A 24,196-nucleotide genomic window follows, 5' to 3' on the forward strand; every position below is an offset into this window, starting at 1 on the left:
AAACGACAACGTCCGCGCGGTCCCGCGCGACAGATTGGGAGTGGTAATGAACTGGTTGAACGAGATGTTGCAGAGCGATCCGGACCCGTTGGAAACCCGCGAGTGGATCGATTCGATGCAGGCGGTGATCGAGAAGAACGGCGCCCTGCGTGCACATCAGCTGCTGGAAGGCATGGTGGAAGTGACGCGCCGCGCCGGCGCCTACCTGCCGTTCTCGCCCACCACCGAATACGTCAACACGATCGCGCCGCAGAACGAGGCCAAGTCGCCCGGCGACGCGGCGATGGAATGGCGCATCCGTTCCATCATCCGCTGGAACGCGATGGCCATGGTCGTGCGCGCCAATCGCAAGCCCGGTGATCTTGGCGGCCACATCGCCAGCTTCGCTTCCGGTGCCACCCTGTACGACGTCGGCTTCACCCACTTCTGGCGCGCGCCCAGCGACAAGCATCCGGGCGACCTGCTGTTCATCCAGGGCCACAGCTCGCCGGGCATCTATTCGCGCGCGTTCCTGGAAGGCCGCATCAACGAGGCGCAGCTCGACAACTTCCGCATGGAAGTCGATGGCCAGGGCATTTCCTCGTATCCGCATCCCTGGCTGATGCCGGATTTCTGGCAGACCCCGACCGTGTCGATGGGCCTGGGCCCGCTGGCGGCGATCTACCAGGCGCAGTTCATGAAGTACCTGGAGCACCGCGGCCTGATCGAGAAGTCCGACCGCAAGGTGTGGTGCTTCATCGGCGACGGCGAGTCGGACGAGCCGGAAACCCTGGGCGCGATCGCGCTGGCCGGCCGCGAAGGCCTGGACAACCTGATCTTCGTCGTCAACTGCAACCTGCAGCGCCTGGACGGTCCGGTGCGCGGCAACGGCAAGATCATCCAGGAACTGGAAGGCGTGTTCCGCGGCGGCGGCTGGAACGTGATCAAGCTGCTGTGGGGCAGCTACTGGGATCCGCTCCTGGCGCGCGACACCGACGGCGTGCTGAAGAAGCTGATGATGGAAACCGTCGACGGCGAGTACCAGAACTGCAAGGCCTTCGGTGGCGCCTACACGCGCGCGAATTTCTTCGGCAAGTATCCGGAGACCGCGGCGATGGTCGCCAACCTCTCCGACGACGACATCTGGCGCCTGAACCGTGGCGGCCACGATCCGCACAAGGTCTACGCGGCCTTCCACGAAGCGGTGAACACCCAGGGCATGCCGACGGTGATCCTGGCCAAGACGGTCAAGGGTTACGGCATGGGTTCGGCGGGCGAGTCGCTCAACCCGACCCACCAGACCAAGAAGCTGGACGACGACGCCATCCGCACCTTCCGGGATCGCTTCAACATCCCGATCACCGACAAGCAGCTGGAAGAAGCCTCGCAGATCCCGTTCTACCACCCCGGCGAGGATTCGCCGGAAGTGCAGTACCTGAAGGAACGCCGCGCGTCCCTGGGCGGCTACCTGCCGCAGCGCCGCCGCAAGGCCGCCGAGTCGTTCGAAGCGCCCAGGCTGGAGACCTACGAGCGCCTGCTCAAGTCCACCGGCGAGCGCGAGATCTCCACCACCATGGCCTTCGTGCAGGCGCTGAACATCACCCTGCGCGACAAGCAGATCGGCCCGCGCATCGTGCCGATCGTGGCCGACGAGGCGCGCACCTTCGGCATGGAGGGCATGTTCCGCCAGATCGGCATCTACGCGCCGTTCGGCCAGAAGTACAAGCCGGTCGACGCCGACCAGCTGATGTACTACCGCGAGGATCAGAGCGGCCAGGTGCTGCAGCAGGGCATCAGCGAGCCCGGCGCGATCGCGTCGTGGATGGCCGCCGGCACCAGCTACTCGGTCAGCAACGTGCCGATGCTGCCGTTCTACATCTACTACTCGATGTTCGGCTTCCAGCGCGTGGGCGACCTCGCCTGGCAGGCGGCGGACATGCGCACCCGCGGCTTCCTGCTCGGCGGCACCGCCGGCCGCACCACCCTGAACGGTGAAGGCCTGCAGCACGAGGACGGCCACAGCCACCTGTTGGCCGGCGCGATCCCGAACTGCCGCAGCTACGACCCGACCTTCGGCTACGAAGTGGCGGTGATCCTGCAGCACGGCGTGCAGCGGATGATGCAGGAGCAGGTCGACGAGTACTACTACATCACCCTGATGAACGAAAACTACGTCCATCCGGACATGCCGGAAGGCGCGGCCGACGGCATCATCAAGGGCATGTACCTGCTCAAGGACGCGGGCAAGCCGAAGAAGGGCGAGCTGCGCGTGCAACTGCTCGGCAGCGGCACCATCCTGCGCGAGGCGATCGCGGCGGCGGAACTGCTGGACAAGGATTTCGGCGTCACCGCCGACATCTGGTCCTGCCCCAGTTTCAACGAGCTGCGCCGCGACGGTTTCGACGCCGAGCGCTGGAACCGCCTGAACCCGGAAGCCAAGTCGCCGCGCAAGGCGTACGTGACCGAGCAGCTGGAAGGCCGCCAGGGTCCGGCCATCGCCGCCACCGACTACGTGCGTGGCTATGCCGACCAGATCCGCGCGTTCGTGCCGACGCAGTACACCGTGCTGGGCACCGACGGCTTCGGCCGCAGCGACACCCGCGCCAACCTGCGCCGCTTCTTCGAGGTCGATCGCTACTACATCGCCCACGCCGCCATCGCCGCGCTGGCGAAGGAAGGCAAGATGACCGGCAAGGACGTCGCCCGCGCGATCAAGCAGTACAAGATCGACGTGGAGAAGGCCAACCCGCTCGGCGTCTGATCCGAAAGCACGGCGTTACCGGAAAAGGCGGCCTGTCTGGCCGCCTTTTTCTTTGTCCGTGCCGCGCCGATCCAGGCACCGGTGACGTGCCACCCTGCGTGGCAGTCTGGAACTTCGTGATCACCCTTCGGATCGTTGCCAGCTTCGACAAACAGGGGGCGGCTCGGCGGCAACCCCGAAAGTACTTCAACAGAACCTGCGGCGGTTTCGAGCCACGTCTTTCATGACGCGCGGCCCGTTGATCAGCGCGCCCCGCAGGCCTTGCGCGCCTCTCCCACCGTGGCCATCACCCGACCGTCATCGCCGACCCAGCCCTCCAGGGACATCTCCGCCGGGATTTCCGCCGCGCGCGCTTCCACTGAAATGATCAACTCGCGCCACGTGCCCACCGGCTCCAGTTCGGCCAGGCGTGCGGCGCGATCCTCGTCGGTGCTGAACATGTCGTCGGGGCCCGTCTCCGGCACGGTGATCCGGTTGCCGAGCTTGAGCATGCGCAGGTGCGCGCTCCCGTCTGCCTGGCGCCTGGCGACGAGACTGAATTGCTCCTTGCCGTAAGCCCATTCGGTTTCAACGGTCGTGTCGACCACCTCGCCCTCCACTGGCGGTCTGAATGTAGGGCCGGCGGCGCCCTGCATCGTCGCCACGCCACCGATCAAGGCCAGGTATTGGCCGACGCGGACCGCTTTCAGCGATTCGCCGGACAACGACTCGCCCACCGGCAGGCCGCCAACGGTGTTGAAGTACGCGGAGCGTTCGCACAGCATCAACATGACCGGCGCATCCGCGGCATCCTCGCCATCGCCCTGGAACAACAGGCTTTCGCCATTGGCGTATTGCCGCAGGCGGCCACTGTGCGCCGCTTCGTCCGCGCTGGTGCCCTGGCGGACCGTCACGCTGGTAGCCTGCGTGAGCAGGTCATCGAGCGACCGCGTGTCGTCCGATGATGAGGCGCCGGCAACGCCGGCGCAGAGCGGCAACGCGCAGGCCATCGCGCGGCGCAGGAAAATCAGGGGCATGGGGACATTCTCTTGCCGGGCGCAGGGACTCGTTCTTCCTGCGCGGTTGGCTGACGATGATACGCCGGTGCCCGGTCGCGTCCGCCACGCCGATGCGTTTCCGGCATACCGTGCACAGATGGGTGTGATCGCGACGCCCATCGAGCCTTGAACGAAAAACAAACATCGATTCCTGAATGATCCGCATGAATAGCAATGGAACGTCGGCGTGCCGGAGCCGGCGCGGGACTTCAACGATGGGAACTTGTACAGGCAACATCGGTCAACCGGCATCCTGTCCGCAGGTTGACGCGGATACCTCCCATCGCCCCGAAGGCAGCAGATCGCGTGAGATTCACTTACCCCGATGAATCCGCCTCACGCATCATCGCCGCGGCCACCGCCACCGCCATCCTGCTGCTGATGGGAAAACTGCTGCTCCGGGGCCCGATGCTGCCCGCGGCGCAGCATGACGACGCACTGCGGGTGACCTATCTGGAACGGCCGCGCTGGTCGCCGTCCATGCCCCCGCCCGAGGACGCGCGCCGTCCGCGAGAAGCCACACGGTCCCCGGACGTGTCCACGCCGCCGCGCGCGACCACTCGGGGAGAAATGCTCCCCCGGGATGTTCGTCGCCCCCCGCCCGCCGTTCCGCTAGAGAACCGCATCGTCGATCGTCTCTACGATCGCGATACCGGTCGGGCGAGGTTGCCGCCGCAGGCACGGGTCGATCCTCTGGCAAGTGCGGAGCCGCCCGCCAATCCGCCAGGGTTGCCGAACGAACGCGAACTCAAGCGCGCCCGGGAACTGCTGTATCCGCCCAATCCGATCGAAGTGGATCCCGACGACGGTCCGTTCGGTGGAACCTGGGCCAGCGACGGCACCCTCGGCCAGCAGGCCGCGCGCAAGCTGGGCGATGGCCTGGCGGCGATCGGCAAGAAAATCTTCGGCGAAGAAAGGCAGACGGTGCGCGCGCGGCCGCCGCCGGACGTGGGCTTCAAGCCACAGGCCTATGAACAGGCCTCGGACCTGGGGCGCGAAGAGACCGGCAACGCCTACAAGGCCGCGCCCATCGCGCACGAGAAGGTGCCGGGGCTGTCGGGAGAAGGCAGCCGCCGCATCCGCACCGCGATGGAAGCCTTGCAGAAGCGTGCCGCTTCCTGTGACGCCGTGAAGATGCAGAAGCTCATGGCCACCGTCCGCACCCACCTGACCGAGCTGGAACAGGTCGAGTACGCCCTGGCCCACGGCGCGGATCCGGTCATGGCCAAGCAGATGCTGCCGCGACGTGGCGACACCGCCTATGACCAGGCCCGGCGCGCGCTGTGGTACGCGGAAAACCAGCTGGGCGCGTGCCTCAAGTAAGGCGCCGCCCCATCAAGTCGCTCGACGCACGCGGGTTCCGTCCGCGTCCGGTGACATCGGCGATCCGCGCATGGCTCAAGCCGCGTCGTGTCCGGCGAGAAACCGGGTCATGCGGTCCAGCTCGTCCTCGAGCGCATTGCGGAACACCGGGTCTTTCGCCGGCGAGCGGCCCGCGTAACCAAAGCTTGGCTGCAGCCGGCCGTCCTTGGCGGTGACATTGGCCCAGCCGATGACCTGGTCACGCCACAGCAATGGCAGCGCGTAGTAGCCGAAACGACGTTTGGCCGCCGGTGTATAGGCCTCGAATTTGTAGGCCCAGCCCCACAGCAGCTCAAAGCGGCGACGATCCCAGGCGACCGGATCGAACGGGGCCAGCAGGCGGACCTGTTCGTCGGTCCGGAAGCGTCGCGAACGCGGATTCTCTTCGGCCGGCCAGTACCAGGCGGTGCCGTCGATCGTGGCGTTCGCCAGCCGGGCCCGCGCTTGCCGCAGCGCGATCTGGATCTGCGGCGCGAGATGGGGCGCGCCGTAGCCCAGCAGACGCGCCAGATAGGTCAGGCTGGCCGAAGGCAGGGGCGCGTACTTGCTCACGACCAGATCGAGCAGCGTGGCGGCCCGCTGGAGGCGCGTCGCTTCGCTGTCGTCCGCATCGGGATGGTCGGCGGCGGCATAGATGCGGGTACCGCTGTCACGCCGCTGCACGCGCAGCATGCCGCGATAGTGCATGCCGTCGAGAAGATGGGTGCTGGCGTTGCTGGTGCCTCCCCAGTAGTTGGTCACCCGGCCATGCGCGAATGCCTGATCGACCTCGCGCGGATGCACGGCGCCACGCGCCCGCACGAAGGCCAGCACCTCGGCGGCCTTGCGGCGGGTCGATGCGTCCCAGGGACGCGAGGAAACGCGCGGGTGCATCAACGCCAGATGCTCGCGCGGCAGGAAGCCGTAATTGACCAGGCAGTCCTCTTCGACCGGCAGTCGCGCGTAGCGGCGTTCGAGATCGCCGGCGCGGTAATCCTTCACCCGATGGCGCAGGGTCAGGTCCTGCGCCCGCGCGGGCGCGCGGATAGGATCGGCCTGCACGAAACCCAGGCGCCGGATCGCGGACAACAGCGTGGTCGGTCTGAACAGGGTGCGCGCCACCGCGTAGCGGCGCAGATCGTCGAGGATGGGCGGAGCGGGCATGGAGTGGATTAGAACATCCGCCACGGCGGTCGTCTGCCCGGAGGGGATGGAGTACGCTTCGACCACCCGCGCGGCGGGCGCCCTACGACGCGCCCACATGTTCCGCGCGATTCCACGGGAGAGAATGGATGGTGCGTACCGGGTACCTGCTTGCGCTGTTGCTTGCCACGATGCCGCTGCATGCCAACGAGCCCATCGCGACGGTGCGCGTCGCCTTCGATCGTGACGGCATCACCTCCACCCGTGCCGAGGGCCTGGCCGACATCGCCGCCGGGCGCGCGGTGACGGCGGACGATCCGGTGCGCGTCGCCTCGATTTCCAAGCTGGTCACCGCGCTGGGCGTGATGCGGCTGGTGGAGGCGGGACAACTGGATCTGGATGCCGACGTATCGCGCTGGCTGGGATGGAAGCTGCGCAACCCGGCCTTTCCCGACACGCCGATCACCCTGCGCCTGCTGCTTTCGCACCGTGCCGGGCTGACCGACGCGGCGGGCTACTACCAGGTGCCGTTGGGCGGGCTGTTGCAGGACGTGCTGGCCGATCCACATGCCTGGGATCCGGCACACGCGCCGGGCACCTTCTTCCGCTACGCCAATCTGGACTTTCCGTTGATCGCGGCGGTGATGGAGAAGGCGACCGGCGAGCGCTTCGACCGGTTGATGCAGCGATTGGTGTTGCAACCGCTGGCCATCGATGGCTGCTTCAACTGGGCCAGCTGCGACGATGCGACCGCCGCGCGCGCGGTGGTGTTGTATGACCAGGCGCGCCAACCGGTGCGCGACGACCATCATGGACGTCGTCCGGCATGTCCGGTGGTGCCCGCCGCCGATGGAAGTTGCGATCTCGCGCGATGGCGGGCCGGCGACAACGGCGCGCTGTTCTCGCCGCAGGGGGGCCTGCGGATCTCCGCGAACGGGCTGGCGAAAATCGGCCGCCTGCTGCTGGGCCAGGGCGAACTGGACGGCGTGCGCCTGCTGCAACCGGCCTCGGTGCGGACCTTGGTCGCGCCGCAATGGACCTACGCGCCCGGCAACGGACTGACGTCCGAGGAAGACGAGAGCGGGCAGGGCGGGCGTGGCTTCTTCTGCCGCTATGGCCTGGCGGTGCAGACCCTCGCGACGCCGGCCAACGGATGCCATGACGATCCGTTCGGCGATGGTGTCGCCCGCGTCGGTCATTCCGGGTCGGCCTACGGCCTGCTGTCCGGCCTGTGGGTCGATCCGGCCGGCGGCACGGGCGTGGTCTACTTCGCGACCGGCGTGCCGGAAGCGCGGGCCGGCGGGCGTTCGGCATTTTCAGCCGTCGAGGAACGTCTGGCCGCGCCGTAGCACGAAGCCCGCTCCACCATGGCGCGGGCGGAGGCAAGGGGAAACGGGACCGGCCGGTCCCGTTTTTCCCTGGGCTCCAAGCGGAGCTGTCACCACTGCGCCACCAGTTCCTTGAACGGGCGCGGCAGGCGAACGCCTTTGGCATCGAAGTCGCGCACCTGGCGGCCATCGACGGTCACCTGCTTCGGCGCGATGCGTCCGGGCCAGGCGACCGTGACGGGCACATCCGCGCGCAGGCCCTCGCCCAGCGAGACCCGCAGCTGGTCGCCTTGACGGCGCGCGCGCAGCTTCAGCGTGCCGTGGGCGGTGGGCAGGCCGTCGATCGACAGGCCATCCCCGGCCACCCACTCCGGCGGCGTGCCGGGCAGCAGCGACAGGTGATCATCGGCCTCGTACATCAGCATGCCGAAGATGGATCGCGCGTACTCCGCGCCGATCCAGGTATGCGGCATGTCGCCGAGATAGATCGCGTGGCGCAGATCCGAATAGACGACCTCGGCGATCACCTGCCATTCGGCGGGCCGGCGATGGCGCACCAGATCCCGCAGCAGTTCGTTGGCTTCGGCCGGCTGTCCCAGGTGCACGTAGGTCAGCACGTTGCGCATCTCGTACGGCGTATAGGCATACAGCGCGTCGGGCGTGCGCTTGCGCACGTCGGCCAGATAGCGGGCGAAGGTGCGGGCGAGGGCGTCGGCCGGCATCAGATCCTGCTGGCCGGTGGGATCCAGGCCTATCGAGACGCTGGTGGGATCGCTGTCGCCCAGATCGGCGGATGCCGGAATGTAGTCGATGCCTTTCCACTTCATTGTCGCGCGCATCGACGCCGACATCGAATCGCGCAGCGCGGCGTACTGCGCGCGCGCCCAGGTCGCCGTTTCCCGGTCGCCCCATTGTTCGGCCAGCCAGGCGCCGTCGTGCCAGCCCTTCAACGCCCAGTAGTCGTCCCAGTAGCTGTGGGTCGGCACCGGATAGCCTTCGTGGCTGATCGAGGGCGCGATGATGCCGTGGAAGCGCTCCGGCGCCTCGCGACCGGCCTGGTAGCCGGGCACCATCGTGCGCTCGCGCAGTTCCTGCAGGAAGCGCAACGCGCGCTTCACTTCGTCCTGGTAGTCGCGGACGCTGGCGGCGCCGCCGTCCAGGCGCGCGATCTCCGCGACCAGCCAGATGAACTGGCCTTGGCTGTCATGCTCCAGATCCGAGCCGAATCCGGTGTTCACCGAGCCGTCGTCGTTGAGGATCGGCGAGACCAGGCCATTGGGATGCACCGCATGGCCGGCGTACCAGTGCAGATAGTCGCGCGCGGTTTCGCTCATGCCCATGCGCAGCAGGATCGCCGCGGTCGCCGCGCCGTCGCGGATGAAGGAACGGTTGTAGTTGCGCGGGCCCGGTTGCATGGCGTGGCCGCTCTGGTTGATCAGCATGTACGCCGCCTGCGCGCGCAGCATGTCCACCAGCGAGGCATCCGGCAGGCTCAGGCCGATCCGCCCCAGTCGCGATTGCCACTGCTGCGCGAGGGCATCGGCCAGCGCGTCGAAGGCGGCGCCCGCGTCACCGCCCGGTGTCAGTGTCGCCGTATCCAGCGCGGGCGCGTCGGCCCATTGCCGGGCCTGGGTGTCGATGCGCGCGTTGCCGAGCGCGAACGCGATGACCACATCGCGATGCTCGCCCGGCTGCAGCTTCACCGGGTACTGCTGGATCGCCGCGGCCAGCCCGTCCGGGTCTTCGACCGTGTGCCGCGCGGGAACATCGCCGTCGGCGGCGTGGCGGGTGATTTCGCCTTCTCCGTGGGGGCCGAACGCGGCCACGCCCGCGGCCGAGGGCGGCGTGAGCGCCTGGAACAACCGCCGCCCGTTCACCCGCACCGCGCCGTTTTCCACCGCGATGTCATGCAGCGGCGACAGGCCGCCGTTCTGCCAGGGCGGGCTGATCTGCATCGGTCGCGTCAGCAGTGCCAACTGCCCGTCCACCGGCTGGTCGCCGGTGTTGCGCAGGCGATAGCGGACCAGGGTGACCGGAGCGCCGTCCCGTTCCACCGCGAGGGCCTCGCTGCGCAGCGACAATCCCGGTTGTGGCGACCATTCCACCGCCGGCATCGGCATCCAGCCCTCGCGCAGGCTGTGGCGCAGTTCGGCGTTGAAGGCCGCCGACGCGCGTCCGCCGCGATCGCGCCACACCGGCTGCACCAGCGGCGCGCCCTTGAACGCTTCCAGGTTGCCGTACTCGTCGAACACCGACTTCTGCCGGCCGGCGGGAATGCCGACCGCGGTCCAGTACACCTGCTGCTGGTGCAGCGACGAGGGGAACAGATCGCGATGGCGGCGCGAAGCGGCGATCTCGTAGCGGCGCAGCGGCGTCATCAGCCGCTTGGGACCCAGCAGCTCCAGTCGATCCACGATCGCACCGTCGCCGCCTTCGGTCACCAGCCGCAGCGCGGTGGCCTCGTGCACCTCGGGCGCGGCGAGGAAGGAGGATGCGCCTTCGACAACCGGCTCCTCCGCAAGCAGCGTCCAGCGGCCATCGGCGCCACGCGCTTCCAGCCGCGCGCGACCGGGCGGGGTCTTCCAGGTGACTTCCAGGCCGGCCAGCGGCAGCGGCCGCGGCAATTCGATGTCCAGCGGCCTGCGCTTGTCCAGCACGCGCGCCGCACCACCGATCCACAGCGCATCGGTATCGCCCGCGCCCATCACGCCGCGCAGGCGCGGCGCCTGCGCGACCGGTTCGAATTCACCCACCGACACGCCCCAGTCGGCGGTGCGATCCGGCGCGACCAGCCGCAGGTAGCGCGCCCGCACCGCCGGGAACATCACGTATTCGATACCGCCCTTGCCGCCGGTCACCCGCACCGCGTCCTGCCATTGCCGGCCGTCATTGGAGTAGCGGATCAGGTAATGGGTGGCGAAGCCGCCTTCCCACTGGATGAGCACGCCGCCCACCGGACTGGTGCGGCCCAGGTCCACCTGGTACCAGTGGCCGGCCGAGAACGGACCGCCCCAGTAGCTTTTGGGATTGCCGTCGATGCCCATCGACGGCGCCATGGCGGGGTTCGCCGTGGAGGAGCTGCTGGCCTTCCATTCGCCGCGTGGCGGCAGCGGCTGCGGCGCCGGCTGGGCCTGCGCCAGTGGCAGCCAGAGCAGGGCGGTCAGGGCCAGTCCGTGGCGGTGGGTGAGGCGGGTGCGGCGGGAAACGGTGGAACCGGACATCGCGAGCCCTCGAACATGGCAGGGAGGCCGCGGGAATCCGCGGATGGCCCGGATACTAGAGATGTAAACGTTTACATGCGAGTTGCGCTGCGGCATCGGCGGCAGGCGGGCGTCGCGGGCGGAGCCCGGCCGGGTTCCGCCCTGGGCTGGCCGCTCGCGGATCGCCGCCGCGTTGTACCGATCGAAGCACCGGCCTGCGGGCGGTTCCTTCGCCGCCCGCACCGGGTGCGCCGTCGCCACGACATCGAGGCAGGTGCGCCATGAACGATTCGGACTTCATCCGCGCCATGCGGGCCACCCTGGGGCCGCTGGCGTTCCTTTCCCTGCAGCACCCCGCGCGCCATGCGGTTCCAACGGCCCCGACCAATGAGGAACGCATGCGCGCCTATCGCGACACCCTGCCGGTCCTGCCAGGCAACAACTACGGCTGGCGATTCCGGCAGGCGCGGTAGCGCGGGCGCCGCGGACTGAAACGCCGGGACGGATCCGGACCGGCGGGCGGGGCGGCCGCGAATCGGCGCGGCCGCCGGAGCGCGCTTGACCTCAAGCGCGCTTGAGGGCGCATCGTTGCGCGCCCCCACTTCGCTGCCGCCCCCATGCTTCCGACCCTGCAGCACGCCTACCCCTACCTGCAACGCCTCGGCTACGCGGCCGCGCCGCCGCCCACCCTGGACACGCTGCGCGATCTCCAGTCGCGGCATACCGCCGAGTTCCCGTTCGAGACCCTGTCCACCCTGCTGCGCATGCCGGTGCCGCTGGATCTGCCGGCGCTGGAACGCAAGCTGCTGTTCGAGGGCCGCGGCGGCTACTGCTTCGAACTCAACCGGATGTTCCTGGCCCTGCTGCAGCAACTGGGTTTCGACGCGCGCGGGCTGACCGGCCGCGTATTGATGGAAGGCGCCGTCGACGCGGTGCCCGCGCGCACCCATATGCTGGTGCTGGTCGAAATCGACGGCGAATCGTGGATCGCCGACGTCGGCTTCGGCGGCATGGTGCCGACCGCGCCGCTGCGGCGGGCCAGCGCCGACGCGCAGGCCACGCCGCACGAGTCGTATCGACTGGAACAGGCGGACGGCCAGTACACCCTGCGCGCGCGGGTGGCCGGCGAATGGCGCCCGCTGTATGTCTTCGATCTGCAGCGTCAGGCGGACATCGACTACGTGGTGGCCAACTGGTACGTGTCCACCCACCCGGATTCGCCGTTCCGGGACCAATTGCGGGTGGCGCGCACCGGTCCCGGTTGGCGCAAGACCCTCAAGGGCGGCAGCTTCGCGATCCATCGCATGGGTGCGGACAGCGAGCGCCATGCACTGGCCGACGTGGACGCGGTGCTGCGGGTGCTGCGCCACGAATTCGGATTGCGGGTGCCGGCGCAACCGGGCCTGCATGCGGCCATCGAGCGCCTGCTGGCGCCGGCGACCGCGATGGCGTGAGGCATCGCGCCCGGCACAGGCGGCATCGACCCGCGCGGGATAAGCTCGGCGCCATCCTTCCTCGCGAGCGGTGTCCATGCGCGTGTTCCGCCTGTGTTGTTCCCTGTTCGTCCTGTGGGCCTGCCTGGCCCCGATCGCCGAATCCCATGCACAGGCGGCGGGCGAAACGGCATCGCAGCGCCGCATCGCAGTGACCATCGACGATCTGCCGTGGCAGCGCCTCGGCGAGACGCCGGTGGCGGGATTGCCCGACTGGCACGCGCGCCTGATGGCGCAACTGCGCCGGGCGGACGTGCCGGTGGTGGGATTCGTCAACGAGGGCAAGCTGGAAGTGGACGGCGTGGTGCAGCCGGAGCGCGTGCGGATGCTGCGTGACTGGCGCGATGCCGGTTACGAACTGGGCAACCACACCTACGGCCATGTGGATCTGCACGAGGTGGGCCTGCCGGCCTACGAGGCCGGGATCCTGAAAGGCGAACGCGTACTGCGTCCGCTGCTGGCCGAGCGTGGCGCCGCGCCGCGCTGGTTCCGGCATCCGTATCTGCGTGCCGGCCGCACGCCGGAGGATCGCGCCGCGCTGACGGATTTCCTGGCCGCGCACGGCTACCGCATCGCCCCGGTCACCGTCGACAACGGCGAATGGGTCTGGGCCTTCGCCTACGCCAACGTGGTGGCGCAGGCCGCCAGCTCGAATCGCGACGCCACGCTCGAACGCCTGCGCAAGGGCTACGTGCCGTACATGCTCAACAAGCTCGACTACTACGAGCGGCAGTCGCATTCGCTGCTGGGCTACGCCTTGCCGCAGGTGTGGCTGATGCACGCCAACGAACTCAACGCCGTCGCCTTCGCCGATCTGATCGACGGCGCGCGCCGGCGCGGCTACCGGTTCGTGAGTCTGGAGGAAGCCATGCGCGATCCCGCCTATGCGCGTGGCGAGGAAGGCTACGACGGCCGTTTCGGGCCCAGCTGGCTGCACCGCTGGGCGATGGCCGAGAAGAAACCGAAGGAGTTCTACGCGGGCGAACCGCTGGTGCCGAAATGGGTGCTGGACCTGGCCGGCGTCGAAGGCGAATAGGCGCGCGTTCCACCGCTGTTCGCGCGGAGCCACGGCCGCCCCTGTACGGCCGTGCTCCGATCAGGCTGGCCCCCTGTCATCCGGCGCTTGCCGGACATCACGTCCCCGTTCCCCAACGGGATCGCGCCAGCCCTTGCTGCTCCCTGCGTCCCGCACCTCTCCATTCCATCCCCACGCCCGGAAACAAGCAGGCTTCGTGCCAGCGCGGGAAATGCCGGGATTTCAAGCACATGCGAAATGCGTCCTCCGCCGTCGGAAGTGACGCTGGCGCCGCGCCGCGTCAGTTGTTGACCCGGCCGGACCCGTGGACGGAATGCATGCCAACTGCGACGATGTTCCTCGGGGAAGGCGCATGCACGGGGCATGCGGGGGACCGCCAGGGATTCGGAATCCGGGATGCGCACGAGGAAATGGGGTTGGTTGTGGTTGTGTCTGGCACCGGTGGCGGCGTGGGCACAGGCCAGTGGTCCGGCGACGACGGTGGATCTGGCGCCGTATCTGCGGCCGGATCAGTTCGAACGCATCAAGATTTCACCGACCGGCGAGTACTACGCGGTCACCGTGCCGCTCGAGGATCGCACCGTGCTGGCGATCATCCGGCGTTCGGATCGCGCCGTCACCGCCAGGATCGGTGGCGACCGCGATTCGGTGGTGGACGATTTCTGGTGGGCGAACAACGAGCGCGTGGTCGTGTCCATGGCCGAGAGGGTGGGCTCGCGCGACGAACCCTCCGTGCTGGGCCAACTGCATGCGGTGAACGCCGATGGCAGCCAGGCACGCCTGTTGGCCAGTCCGTTCGGCACCGGCGAAATCGGAAGCCGCACCGAGACCCCGGGGCCACCGCGCGCGGTCTTCCTCACCGACACGCTGCCGGATGACGAGCGCAACGTGCTGGTCGCCGCGATGCCGCTGACGACCGATCCCAACATCTCGATCGACCGGCTCGACATCTATACGCGCCGCCGGGTCACCGTGGCCACGCCGCCCGTGCGGCGCGCGGACTTCACCACCGATCAGTCAGGCGTGGTCCGGTTCGCGCATGGCGCCGATGTCGACAACGCGAGCCGGCTCTACTACCGCGATGGCGACCGCGCCGACTGGCGCCTGATCAACGACGAGAACCAGACCCGGCATCGTGAATATCCGCTCGGATTCTCTGCCGACGGCCGCACCGCCTACCTGCAGGTGGAACAGAAGGACGGGCCGGACGCGGTCGTTGCCTGGAATCCGGCCGACGGGAAGTACACCGAGTTGTTGCGGGATGGTTTCGTGGATCCCTTCCGCACGCTGTACGACGTCGATGGGCGGACGCCGATCGGCGTGTCCTACGCACATGATGGCGTGCGCAACGCCTTCTTCGACGAGAACGGAAAGACCGCGCGCTTTTACCGCGCGCTGGAACGCGCCTTCCCCGGACACGGCGTATACATGACCTCGATCACCCGGGACGGCCGCCTGGCGCTGCTGTTCGTGTGGAGTGATCGCAATCATGGCGACTACTTCCTGTTCGACACCGTCGAGAAGAAAGCGGATCGGGTGTTCTCGACCCGCGAATGGTTCGATCCCGCCGTCGTCCTGCCCACCCGGCTGGTGAGCATGAAGGCGCGCGATGGCCTGCCGTTGCATGGCTATCTCACCCTGCCGCGTGGCGATGACGCGCCGAAGCCCATGGTGCTGCTGCCACATGGCGGCCCATTCGGTATCTTCGATGCCTGGGAATTCGACGACGAAGCGCAGATGCTCGCCGAAGCCGGCTACGCGGTGCTGCGGGTGAACTATCGCGGCTCCGGCAATTACGGACGCGCGCATGTGCAGGCCGGCGCGCGCGAGTGGGGCGGGCGGATGCAGGACGACCTCACCGACGCCACGCGCTGGGCCATCGAACAACGCATCGCCGACCCGGCGCGCATCTGCATCTACGGGGCCAGCTATGGCGGCTACGCGGCCTTGATGGGCGCGGCCCGGGAGCCGGACCTGTACCGTTGCGCCGCCGGCTACGTCGGCGTCTACGACCTGCGCCTGATGCACAAGCGCCAGTCCAATCGCAGCCGTTCGGGCAAGACCTGGGCCGGTGAATGGATGGGGCCCCCGGACGGGTTGGCGGAGCGTTCGCCCACGACCCTGGCCGCGCGCATCAAGGCGCCGGTGTTCCTTGCCGCGGGCGGCCGCGACGAACGTGCGCCGCTCGCGCATTCGGAGCGGATGGAAAAGGCCCTGAAGCAGGCCGGGGTGCCGGTGGAAACGCTGTACTACAAGACCGAAGGCCATGGCTTCTACACCGAGGAACACCGGCGCGAGTACTACACGCGCCTGCTGGCCTTCCTGTCGCGCCACCTGGGCGGCAAGACCGCGCGCTGAATCAGGCGCGCCGGTCGCGGCTCACCCAGCCGGACACCCACAGCAACCAGAAGCCGATCAGCGCGATGACCGCCTTCTGGCTGGCGCCACGCGGCAGATCGCGGGCGAGCACGTGGACCCACAGGGCCAGGAAACAGAGCGCCGCCAATGAGAAGGCGGTGGCGAAGCGGTGCCGGAACCCCGGATCGGCGCGCCAGCGCCAGGCCTGCAGCAACATCGCCACGGTGACGCAGAGAAACGCGGTCTGCGCGGCCAGTCCGTGCACCAGACCCTGCAGCGTCAACGCGCGTCCGGGAAAGGGCGTTTCCGCCAGCGCGGTGACGGCCAGGGCGATGCCGGCGGCCACGAACAGCAGCAGCGGCGCCGCGCTGCGCGCCTGGATCGCGCCGCTGCGATAGGCGGATACGCCCAGTCCCATCAGCCCCAGCGAGAGCAATCCATAGGCGCCTTGCAGCAGCGGACCATACGGGCCGACCAGATAGAAACTCAGCGGTGTGCGCATCCAGTCCAGATCCGGACGCAGGAACTGCAGCGCCAGCGCGATCAGCAGGAACGCGATGCAGGCCCACTGCGCGCCTGCGGCCAGCGGGCGCACCCATGCGGGTACCGCGGCAGGCGAGGCCGGATCGATGGACGAAGCGGAGGCCGGGGAAGCGGGGAATGGCATGGGATGCGATGGTAGCGATCCGCGCGGACGAGCGTGTCGTCTCATGCAAGAATGTGAAGGTCACCACGAGGTGGACGATTCGATCCCAACGGAGCCGGCATCGGCATGACGCGCAGAACCTGGCTGGGCCTGGTGATTGGCCTGACCGCGGCGGCTCTGGTCGCCACCTTCCTGTTTGATCCATTCGCACACAAGGCGAACCCGGTTGCGGCTCCGGCGCCGACACCGCTGGGCTGGGCCGCGCAGTTGGAGTGGGTGGCGGGCGATGGCATCGGCGGGAATCGCGACGGCCTGCCGGCGACGGCGCGCTTCGCCGACCCTTACGGCGTCGCGGTGGCCGGCGACGGCACCGTGTACGTGGCCGATGGCGGCGACAACAACCGCATCCGCCGCATCGGCCGCGATGGGCAGGTGGCCACGCTCGCCGGTTCGGTGGAGGGATTCCGTGATGGCGCGGGCACGGCGGCGGCCTTTCATACGCCCTCCGGCCTCGCGCTGGATCGCGCCGGCAACCTCTACGTGGCCGACACCGGCAATCACGCCATCCGCCGGATCACGCCGCAGGGCATCGTCAGCACGCTGGCCGGCACCGGTGTCGCCGGGCATCTCGATGGTCCAGCCGCGCAGGCACAGTTCAATGGGCCGACCGGCGTGGCGGTGGACGCGCATGGGCGTGTCTACGTTGCCGACACCTACAACGATCGCATCCGCGTGATCGCGCCCGATGGCAACGTCACCACGCTGGCGGGAGGAGGATATCCGGGGTTCGTCGACGGAGCGGGCGCCGCGGCGCGATTCGATACGCCCGCCGCGCTGGCGATTGATCGGCAGGGCGTGCTGTGGGTGGCGGACCTGCGCAACAACGCGATCCGCCACGTCAGCGCGGAAGGCCAGGTCGGCACCGCCCGGACCTGGTGGCCGGACGGGTCCACCGGCATCGGCCGGCCGCTGGCGCTGGCGGTCACCCGCGACGGGGTGATCTACGCGGCGGAAATGAGTGGTGGCCGGATTCTCCAGATCGCCGCCGATGGGCACATCCGGGTGATCACCGGGCACGCACAGCAGGAGCGTCTGTCGCGTCCGGCCGGCCTTGCCCTGGACGGCGCGGGCGCGCTGGTGGTCACCGACGCCACGGGTTATCGCGTCCATCGCATCGCGCCGCGCACGCTGACGCCGCCGGCCCTGGTCGCCGGCCCCGCGCCGCACGCGCCGCTGCCGGAAACCGAAGGGCGCTGGCCGCTGGCGCCGCAGCAGGGGTGGCATGAAGTCGTCGGCACGCTGGGCGAGGTGCGTGGCAATTTCCAGAAGGAAAACCGCGATCACCTGCACAGCGGGCTGGATATCCGTGGCGACATCGGCCAGCCGGTGCTGGCGATCGCCGACGGCAAGGTCAGCAGCCCATACGCGGCCTGGGGGTTCGGCGGGCAGGGCGAAGGCATGGGGCTGGACACGCTGGCCTACATCCACATGCGGGTCGGGCGGAGCGCGCGCGGCGAGGTGATCGATCCGCGATTCCAGTTGCTGCGCGACGAGGCCGGCCAACCCGAGCGCATCCGGGTCCGGCGCGGGACGCGTTTCGCCGCGGGCGACGTGCTGGGCACCATCAATCCGATGGCCCACGTCCATCTGAGCGTGGGCGGCAGCGGCTACGAACGCAACGCGATCGCGCTGGGCTTCACCGGTTACGCGGATACCCAGCCGCCACGCATCGACGGCATCCATCTGCTGGATATGCTGGAGCAGCCGCTGGCCGAAAAGCAGGGCGATCGCGTGGTGGTGCCGCGCGAATTGTCCGGCGTGCGGATCGTGGTCGAGGCCTGGGATCAGGTCGACCGCAATCTTCCGCGTCGCCGGCTTGGCCTGTATGCGCTGGGCTATCAGATCCTGGATGCCGCCGGCCGGCCCCTGCCCGGCCATGAAGCGCCACGCATGAACATCGAGTTCAACCGCATGCCGCCGGATCCCGACGCGGTCATGGTGGCCTACGCGGCCGACAGCGGGATCACCGTGCACGGCAGCGCGGTCACCCGCTTCCAGTACGTGGTGACCAACCGGGTCCGCGATGGCGTGGTCGAAACCGGATCCTGGCAGCCCTCGGAATTGCCGGCCGGCGAGTATCTGATCCGGATCACCGCGCTGGACTACAGCGGCAACGCCGCGAACGCGCGCCGCGACCTGAAGATCGTGCTGCGCTAGTTCCCCGTCCTGCGCATAGAATGGCGGCCATGCCCAAGACTCCCCGTTCCAACATCGTCGCGCTCCCGGTGTCCACCGCCAGCGCGCACCGGCTCGGCTACATCGGCCGGGTGCCGACCAGCAAGGCCCGCGACGCCGATTCCTGGTTCACGCCGCCGGAATACCTGGATTCGGTGCGCGCGGTGATGGGGGGCATCGATCTGGATCCCTTCACCTCGGAAACCGCCAACGAGATCGTCGGCGCCAAGCGCATCCTGACGGTGGAGCGATCGGCCTTCGACGAGGATTGGAAGGCGGGCCCGCGCGGACGGGTGTTCATGAATCCGCCCTACTCGGCGGGCCTGTGCGCACGCGCGGTCAACCGCTTCATCGATCAATGGGAAGCGCGGCAGTTCGGCGAGGGCGTGGTGCTGGTCAACAACGCCACCGACACCCGCTGGTTCAACGTGCTGGTCGCGCGCTGCACCCGCATCTGCTTCACCCACCACCGCATCAGTTTCTGGAATGCCGATCGCAAGCACATCTCCGGCAACACGCGCGGGCAGGCGTTCTTCTACTTCGGCAGGAACGCGGACAAGTTCGCCCGCATCTTCGGCAAGCACGGGTTCGTGGTGACGCCGGTCGGCGAGGCCGGGCCGGCCTGACGGCAGCCGCGTCCGGCTGTCAGCGCGGACGCGGAACGGTGACGCGGTTCAGGGGCGCGCGGCCACGACCTTGTCGTCGCCAGCCGGCGCGTCGCCGTTTCCGGTCACTTCCAGCAGGCGCAACGGCGCGCCGTCATGGCGATATTCCAGCGCCGATTGCACAGTGTTTATCGCCTGCACCTGAGCGCACAGGCCATCGGCGCGCGCCTCGATGGCCTTCGTGCGCACGTCCAGCATCTGCTCCAGTTCCCGATCCATCTTGTCGGCGCGCGCTTCCAGCTGCCCGGCGCGGCCGGTGAATACGCTCCACAGCGCGCTGCGCCCGATCATCGAGGCCATCGACTCGGCCGCGTTCTCGATGTTCGCCTCGAAGGTCTCGTCGAAGACTTCCTGATCCCAGCGTCCGCGGCCCAGGGTCTTGTCCACGTGCGCGATGGCCTCGGTGCGGAAGTCATCCACCTTGCGCGCCTTGCGCTTGCTGCCGGTCATCGCTTCGACCACTCCGGACAGCGCATCGAAGGTCACGTTGACCGAATCGCGGGCCAGTCCGGCCACTTCCGGCATCAGCCGGTAGGCCTGGTATTCGAGCTGGCGCAGGCGCTGGGCGTCGGCGTCGCTGATCGCGCGGACCTTGCGGTCCACGCTCAGTTCGCCGTCGTGGAAGAAGACCTCGCGCGGTGAACCCTCGTCGCGATAGAGCCAGACGCCGCCGGTGTCGACCAGCACGTTGTAGGGCGTGCTGAAGCCGCACTGCCGGGAATCGACCTTCGGCCGCACCGGTTCACCGGCGTGGGCCGCCAGCGGCAGCAGGGCGAGCAGGGACAGGGCGAGCGGCAGCGGACGCATGGCGGCAACGGAGGTCGGGGACGGTGAGAGCATCGGGGATGCCGGCCGGTACCGGCCCGTGGGAAAAGTCATGGTGACCGCGGGCAGGGGGCCGGCGCTATGCTGGCGCGATGACGCCCTATATCGCCCTGCTGCGCGCCGTCAACGTCGGCGGCACCGGAAAACTGCCGATGGCCGAGCTGCGCGCGATGTGCGAGGACGCGGGTTTCCAGCGCGTACGCACCTACATCGCCAGCGGCAACGTCGTGTTCGACAGCGATCGCACGCCGGCGCAGGTGAAGACTGCCCTGGAAAAGCGCCTGGCCGCCTACGCCGGCAAACCGGTCGGGGTGGTGCTGCGACGACGGCACGAGCTGGAACGCGTGCTCGCGGCACAGCCCTTCGCGGACGCCGCGCCCAACCGGGTGGTGGTGATCTTCCTGGACGACCCGCCGCCGGCCGATGCGCTCGCCACGCTCCGTCACCGGCGCGACGAACAACTGGCATTGGGCGAGCGCGAGATCTACGTGCACTACGGCGACGGCATGGCCGACTCGCGGCTGGTGATTCCGGCCGCGCGCGCCGGCACGGGGCGCAATCTCAATACGATCGCCAAGCTGATCGAGATGGCGGCGGCCTAGGTCGCCACCGTTCCGCAGGCACTCGTCACCAGCTGACCCGCAGGCCCAGGTTGCCTTCCACCGTTTGCCGATCGCGTCCCGCATCGCCGGTGTCGGCGGTGTAATCGGCGGTCAGGTACAGGCTGAGGCGATCGTTGAATTTCGCCACCACGCCGCCGCCGAATTCGATCGCGTTGTAGCCCTTCAGGGTCACCAGCTCGTCGCGATCCATCCGCACCACGTCGCGGCCGCCGAAACCGTGCCAGTAGTCGAGCTTCAGATAGGGCTGCCATAGTCCGGACGCGGTCGGGAAGTCGGCGGCCAGGCGCAGGCCGACCCGGCCGGTGAAGGCGCTGCCGATGTCGAAGGCGATGCGCGCGAAGCCATCGTCCTGGTCATCCAGATCGCTGCGCTGCCAGATCAGCTGGGCCTGCGGCTCCAGCGACCAGCGCGAACCCTCGCGCCAGCGCACCGGGCGGCCGACTTCCAGCGACGCGCTCAGGCCGCCGCCGTCCAGATCCACGCCCAGTCCGCGGCTGGAGCGCGCGCGTCCGTCGAAGCGGCTGGCCATCAGCACCGCATCCACGTAGCCGCCATGCTCGTCGATGCGCGACCAGTACAGGCCAAGATGGTCCTCGTCCACGCGGTTCTTGCCGACGGTCAGGTTGTACCAGCCCAGCGCGAAGCCGCGGATGTCGCCATCGGCGCGGGTGCGCCCGAGGAACAGGCCGGCATGATGGCGTGCGTCGCCCCGCGTGTTTTCCCAGGCATGCACATCGATGCCGGCCTGCACCCCGGTGAGGCTGCCGTCGAAGGTCGGCGCGACCGTGCCGCGCCAGTCCTGCCGCGTGTTCTGCCCGAGCACGCGGCCCCAGGCGGTGCGGAAGCTGCCGTCGCGTTGCAGCAGCGCCTGCTCGCCCTGGCGCTCGTGGAAGGTGCCCAGGCTGGCGAGCGACATCTGCTGCAACAACGGCGTGACCACGGCATAGACCGCCGATTCCAGCCGATACAGCGGAATCACCTCGTCGGTGGAAGGCCGGGCGCCCGGCGTGGGTGGCTGGCGATCCGGGGTCGGCAATGGCGCCGGATTGTCGGGCACGGGTGGCTCCGGCGGCTGCGGCGAAGGCGGCGGGGCCGGCGGTGGCTCGGCGGGCGGCGGCGGCGGCTCGATACCCGGATTTTCCGGATCCGGATCCGGCACGTCCGGATCGCCCGGCAACTGCGGCGGCGGAGGAGGTGGCGGCGGTGGCAGTTCCGGTGGCGGTGGCGCCGGCGGTTCCGGCGGTGTGGGAGGCGGCGGAGACACCGGGTCATCCGGATCCGGTGCGGGTGCCGGCGTGGTGCCGTTCACCAGGGTCGAACGCAGGTACCAGTTCTCGCCGGTGCCCGGGCTGATGCCGCCCTTGAACAGGAAGTACTCGAACGCGCCGGCGGCGACCGGACCGAACAGCGCGAACGCGTCGGCGGTGGAGGTCGCGCCATCGAGCGATTGCACCACCAGGATGCCGTCGCGGGTGGTGGCCGCGCCGCTGCCGCCCAGATTGAAGATACCCAGGCCGGTGCTGCCGCTGGCCCGGCCGCCGGAGATGACCAAGCGATCCGAGGCGGAGTCATCATTGCCCAGCACCGTCTGCAGGTACACCGCCGCGTTGTCGCCGACGTAGTTGCCGGCGATGGTGAAGGTGTCGTTGGCACCACCGGTGTTGCCGTTGGTCAGGTCGATGCGACCGGCATTGATCAAGGTGACGGGCTGCGCGCCGTCGAACGCGCGTATCCCGGTATTCCAGCCACCACCGGCGTACAGCGTGCTGGTCGCATCCACAGCGAGCGTGCCGGTACCGGTGCCGGCGTCGCCCAGCACCAGGTCGGTGTCGAAGCTCAGTTCGGTGTCGTTGCGCGCGTCGAGCCTTTCCCACTGCTGGAACCGTGACAGTCCGCCGGTGGTGATGTTGGACAGCGAGAGGGCGTCGACGCCGAGGCCGCCGTCGATCAGCGGCGTCGCTCCCAGGTGCGACTGGTTGAGGCTGGCCAGTGACGCCGCGTCATCGCCTTCGCCCAGATCGATGGTGCCGTGGATGACGCCACCGCCATTCCATTCGAAGATGTCGTTGCCGAAGCTCACGCGGACCTCGCCGCGCACCGTGCCGCCGGTGACGGTGATGCGGTCATCGCCGCCGCTGACGCTGATGTTGCCGCCGATGTAGCCATCGGAGAGGCGGATGGTGTCGCGACCGAAGCCGGTCACCAGATTGCCGTCGATGGTGCCGCCGGACATGTCGAAGGTGTTGTCGTCCAGCTTCATGTTGACCCGGCCGATGCGGCCGCCGGTCATCTCCGCGTAGTCGCCGTCCTCGAACGCCCCGACGATGCGGCCACCGGTCATGCGGAAGGTGTCGAGGTTGTCGCCCTGCAACAGCGCGCCGATCTGGCCGCCGCTCATGAGGAAATCGTCCACCCCGCGGCCCTGCTGGACCGTGCCGTCCAGGGTGCCGCCGGTGACCCGCATGCGATCCGCGCCATCGCCCTGATCCACCTGGCCGGTGACGGTGCCGGCATGCAGTTCGAACAGGTCGTCGCCGCTGCCGAACACCACCGCGCTGGTCGCACCGCGGATATCGCCGTGATTGATCACCGTATTGCCGGCGCCGCCGGTGAACGCCACCCCGATGCCGGCCTGCGAAACGATGCTGCCGGTATTGGTCAAGGTGCCCGCGCCGCTGCTCTGCACGCCGGCGGCGCCGGCGCCCTGCGCCAGGATGCTGCCGCTGTTGGACAGGACATGCCCGCTGCCGCCATTGATGCGGAAACCGGCCGCGCCCGCGCCGCGGGTGGTGATGCTGCCCGCGTTGCTCAACTGGTTGTTGCTGCCGCCATTGGAAAACAGCGCATTGGCGTTGGCACCGCGGGTGACGATGCTGCCGCCGGCGGCGTTGTCCAGCACGTTGCCGCTGCCGTTGGCCTGCATGCCGTCGGCATTGTCGCCCGCCGTGTCCACGGCGCCGTGATTGGTCAATGTGTTGCCATTGCCTTCGGCGAACATGGCATCCCAGGTGTTGCCGGCCGCCAGGGTGATGCCGCCGCTGCTGTCGGCGCGGCTCTGGTCACGCAGATGGATGCCGGGCGAAGCGGCCGGTTGCAGGGCCGCGCCGCTTTCGATCGTCACGCTGATGCCGGTGCTGCCCGCCTGCGCGATGATGCCGCCGGTGAAGGGATTGGGAGCACTCGACGTACAGATCACGTTCTGCCCGCTGGCGGGCGTGGCGAGGTTGCAGTCGGCCAGCGCGAGCGCGGGGGTCAACAGGCCGAGGCCGCCGATCATGCCGGCGGACGGCCTGCCCAGCAGGCGGACGATGGAGAAGGCAAGGCGATGCGGACGGGTGGGGCGCACGGGACTTCCTCCCTGCAACGAAGAGCGGCGTCCACTGCGCGCGCCGAGGCGGCGGAGCGGACAACGGCACGACAGGTCCTGCACCAGCAAGAGAGCGGCGACACGGGAGCAACCGCGCGCCGAGGTGAGTCTTATGCCTGTTTCATTCGCGCATCAAGCGTGAAACGCCGGATTGGCACA

16 protein-coding genes are annotated in these 24,196 nt (G+C 68.8%); 10 read left to right on the top strand and 6 right to left on the bottom strand.

Annotated features, from left to right (window positions below):
- The first annotated feature begins 46 nt into the window (after nt 1–46).
- A complete protein-coding gene (gene aceE / locus ACTHN1_RS09390; protein ID WP_440470687.1) occupies nt 47–2,740 on the top strand; it encodes a pyruvate dehydrogenase (acetyl-transferring), homodimeric type in 2,694 nt (897 codons plus the stop codon).
- Nucleotides 2,741–2,982: 242 nt separating this feature from the next.
- Here aceE and ACTHN1_RS09395 read toward each other — a convergent pair whose 3' ends face one another.
- Nucleotides 2,983–3,756, bottom strand: coding sequence for a hypothetical protein (locus tag ACTHN1_RS09395; RefSeq protein ID WP_440470688.1), 774 nt, complete (start codon nt 3,754–3,756; stop codon nt 2,983–2,985).
- 327 nt (nt 3,757–4,083) lie between these two features.
- On the opposite strand from ACTHN1_RS09395, the gene ACTHN1_RS09400 reads away from it, so the two are divergent.
- Nucleotides 4,084–5,100, top strand: a complete 1,017-nt coding sequence (locus ACTHN1_RS09400; RefSeq protein WP_440470689.1) for a hypothetical protein — start codon at nt 4,084–4,086, stop codon at nt 5,098–5,100.
- Nucleotides 5,101–5,175: 75 nt separating this feature from the next.
- On the opposite strand, the gene ACTHN1_RS09405 is transcribed toward ACTHN1_RS09400, so the two are convergent.
- On the bottom strand, nt 5,176–6,282 hold the full coding sequence (locus ACTHN1_RS09405; protein WP_440470690.1) for a DNA glycosylase AlkZ-like family protein: 1,107 nt from the start codon (nt 6,280–6,282) through the stop codon (nt 5,176–5,178).
- Nucleotides 6,283–6,410: 128 nt separating this feature from the next.
- Between ACTHN1_RS09405 and ACTHN1_RS09410 the strand changes: the two genes are divergently transcribed.
- The gene (locus ACTHN1_RS09410) at nt 6,411–7,610 is read left to right on the top strand and encodes a serine hydrolase domain-containing protein (protein WP_440470691.1); all 1,200 of its coding nucleotides are present in this window, start codon (nt 6,411–6,413) and stop codon (nt 7,608–7,610) included.
- An 89-nt stretch (nt 7,611–7,699) separates the two neighbouring features.
- On the opposite strand, the gene ACTHN1_RS09415 is transcribed toward ACTHN1_RS09410, so the two are convergent.
- Nucleotides 7,700–10,810 carry a discoidin domain-containing protein gene (locus tag ACTHN1_RS09415; RefSeq protein WP_440470692.1) on the bottom strand — a complete coding sequence of 1,037 codons (3,111 nt, stop codon included), beginning with the start codon at nt 10,808–10,810 and terminating at the stop codon, nt 7,700–7,702.
- Nucleotides 10,811–11,070: 260 nt separating this feature from the next.
- Between ACTHN1_RS09415 and ACTHN1_RS09420 the strand changes: the two genes are divergently transcribed.
- The 4 genes from ACTHN1_RS09420 to ACTHN1_RS09435 all read left to right on the top strand — a co-directional run bounded on the left by ACTHN1_RS09420 (nt 11,071) and on the right by ACTHN1_RS09435 (nt 15,676).
- The gene (locus tag ACTHN1_RS09420; RefSeq protein ID WP_440470693.1) at nt 11,071–11,262 is read left to right on the top strand and encodes a hypothetical protein; all 192 of its coding nucleotides are present in this window, start codon (nt 11,071–11,073) and stop codon (nt 11,260–11,262) included.
- A gap of 144 nt (nt 11,263–11,406) precedes the next feature.
- Nucleotides 11,407–12,243: an arylamine N-acetyltransferase family protein gene (locus ACTHN1_RS09425; RefSeq protein WP_440470694.1), complete on the top strand. Its 837-nt coding sequence runs from the start codon at nt 11,407–11,409 to the stop codon at nt 12,241–12,243.
- 76 nt (nt 12,244–12,319) lie between these two features.
- Complete coding sequence (locus tag ACTHN1_RS09430) at nt 12,320–13,318, top strand: polysaccharide deacetylase family protein (protein ID WP_440470695.1); 999 nt, start codon at nt 12,320–12,322, stop codon at nt 13,316–13,318.
- Nucleotides 13,319–13,714: 396 nt separating this feature from the next.
- The gene (locus ACTHN1_RS09435) at nt 13,715–15,676 is read left to right on the top strand and encodes an alpha/beta hydrolase family protein (protein WP_440470696.1); all 1,962 of its coding nucleotides are present in this window, start codon (nt 13,715–13,717) and stop codon (nt 15,674–15,676) included.
- 1 nt (nt 15,677) lies between these two features.
- On the opposite strand, the gene ACTHN1_RS09440 is transcribed toward ACTHN1_RS09435, so the two are convergent.
- Entirely contained in the window at nt 15,678–16,343 is a 666-nt protein-coding gene (locus tag ACTHN1_RS09440; RefSeq protein ID WP_440470697.1) for a DUF998 domain-containing protein, read from the bottom strand.
- 105 nt (nt 16,344–16,448) lie between these two features.
- On the opposite strand from ACTHN1_RS09440, the gene ACTHN1_RS09445 reads away from it, so the two are divergent.
- Nucleotides 16,449–18,539 carry a gluconolaconase gene (locus ACTHN1_RS09445; RefSeq protein ID WP_440470698.1) on the top strand — a complete coding sequence of 697 codons (2,091 nt, stop codon included), beginning with the start codon at nt 16,449–16,451 and terminating at the stop codon, nt 18,537–18,539.
- A 29-nt stretch (nt 18,540–18,568) separates the two neighbouring features.
- Nucleotides 18,569–19,183 (top strand): DNA N-6-adenine-methyltransferase, encoded by a 615-nt coding sequence (locus tag ACTHN1_RS09450; protein ID WP_440470699.1) that lies wholly within the window; start codon nt 18,569–18,571, stop codon nt 19,181–19,183.
- Nucleotides 19,184–19,231: 48 nt separating this feature from the next.
- Here the strand turns inward: ACTHN1_RS09450 and ACTHN1_RS09455 are convergent, their stop codons facing one another.
- A complete protein-coding gene (locus tag ACTHN1_RS09455; protein ID WP_440470700.1) occupies nt 19,232–20,029 on the bottom strand; it encodes a DUF2884 family protein in 798 nt (265 codons plus the stop codon).
- 110 nt (nt 20,030–20,139) lie between these two features.
- Between ACTHN1_RS09455 and ACTHN1_RS09460 the strand changes: the two genes are divergently transcribed.
- Entirely contained in the window at nt 20,140–20,649 is a 510-nt protein-coding gene (locus tag ACTHN1_RS09460) for a DUF1697 domain-containing protein (protein ID WP_440470701.1), read from the top strand.
- Between the two features lie 25 nt (nt 20,650–20,674).
- On the opposite strand, the gene ACTHN1_RS09465 is transcribed toward ACTHN1_RS09460, so the two are convergent.
- Complete coding sequence (locus ACTHN1_RS09465; RefSeq protein WP_440470702.1) at nt 20,675–24,016, bottom strand: autotransporter family protein; 3,342 nt, start codon at nt 24,014–24,016, stop codon at nt 20,675–20,677.
- Nucleotides 24,017–24,196: the final 180 nt, after the last annotated feature.

This window comes from Pseudoxanthomonas sp., assembly GCF_051953815.1.
Lineage (GTDB): Bacteria > Pseudomonadota > Gammaproteobacteria > Xanthomonadales > Xanthomonadaceae > Pseudoxanthomonas_A.

Bases quoted from the DNA above. Each gene is read 5' to 3' on its own strand.
- aceE (WP_440470687.1), top strand. From the start codon at position 47: ATGAACTGGTTGAACGAGATGTTGCAGAGCGATCCGGACCCGTTGGAA.
- ACTHN1_RS09395 (WP_440470688.1), bottom strand. From the start codon at position 3,756: ATGCCCCTGATTTTCCTGCGCCGCGCGATGGCCTGCGCGTTGCCGCTC.
- ACTHN1_RS09405 (WP_440470690.1), bottom strand. From the start codon at position 6,282: ATGCCCGCTCCGCCCATCCTCGACGATCTGCGCCGCTACGCGGTGGCG.
- ACTHN1_RS09410 (WP_440470691.1), top strand. From the start codon at position 6,411: ATGGTGCGTACCGGGTACCTGCTTGCGCTGTTGCTTGCCACGATGCCG.
- ACTHN1_RS09415 (WP_440470692.1), bottom strand. From the start codon at position 10,810: ATGTCCGGTTCCACCGTTTCCCGCCGCACCCGCCTCACCCACCGCCAC.
- ACTHN1_RS09420 (WP_440470693.1), top strand. From the start codon at position 11,071: ATGAACGATTCGGACTTCATCCGCGCCATGCGGGCCACCCTGGGGCCG.
- ACTHN1_RS09425 (WP_440470694.1), top strand. From the start codon at position 11,407: ATGCTTCCGACCCTGCAGCACGCCTACCCCTACCTGCAACGCCTCGGC.
- ACTHN1_RS09430 (WP_440470695.1), top strand. From the start codon at position 12,320: ATGCGCGTGTTCCGCCTGTGTTGTTCCCTGTTCGTCCTGTGGGCCTGC.
- ACTHN1_RS09435 (WP_440470696.1), top strand. From the start codon at position 13,715: ATGCGCACGAGGAAATGGGGTTGGTTGTGGTTGTGTCTGGCACCGGTG.
- ACTHN1_RS09440 (WP_440470697.1), bottom strand. From the start codon at position 16,343: ATGCCATTCCCCGCTTCCCCGGCCTCCGCTTCGTCCATCGATCCGGCC.
- ACTHN1_RS09445 (WP_440470698.1), top strand. From the start codon at position 16,449: ATGACGCGCAGAACCTGGCTGGGCCTGGTGATTGGCCTGACCGCGGCG.
- ACTHN1_RS09450 (WP_440470699.1), top strand. From the start codon at position 18,569: ATGCCCAAGACTCCCCGTTCCAACATCGTCGCGCTCCCGGTGTCCACC.
- ACTHN1_RS09455 (WP_440470700.1), bottom strand. From the start codon at position 20,029: ATGCGTCCGCTGCCGCTCGCCCTGTCCCTGCTCGCCCTGCTGCCGCTG.
- ACTHN1_RS09460 (WP_440470701.1), top strand. From the start codon at position 20,140: ATGACGCCCTATATCGCCCTGCTGCGCGCCGTCAACGTCGGCGGCACC.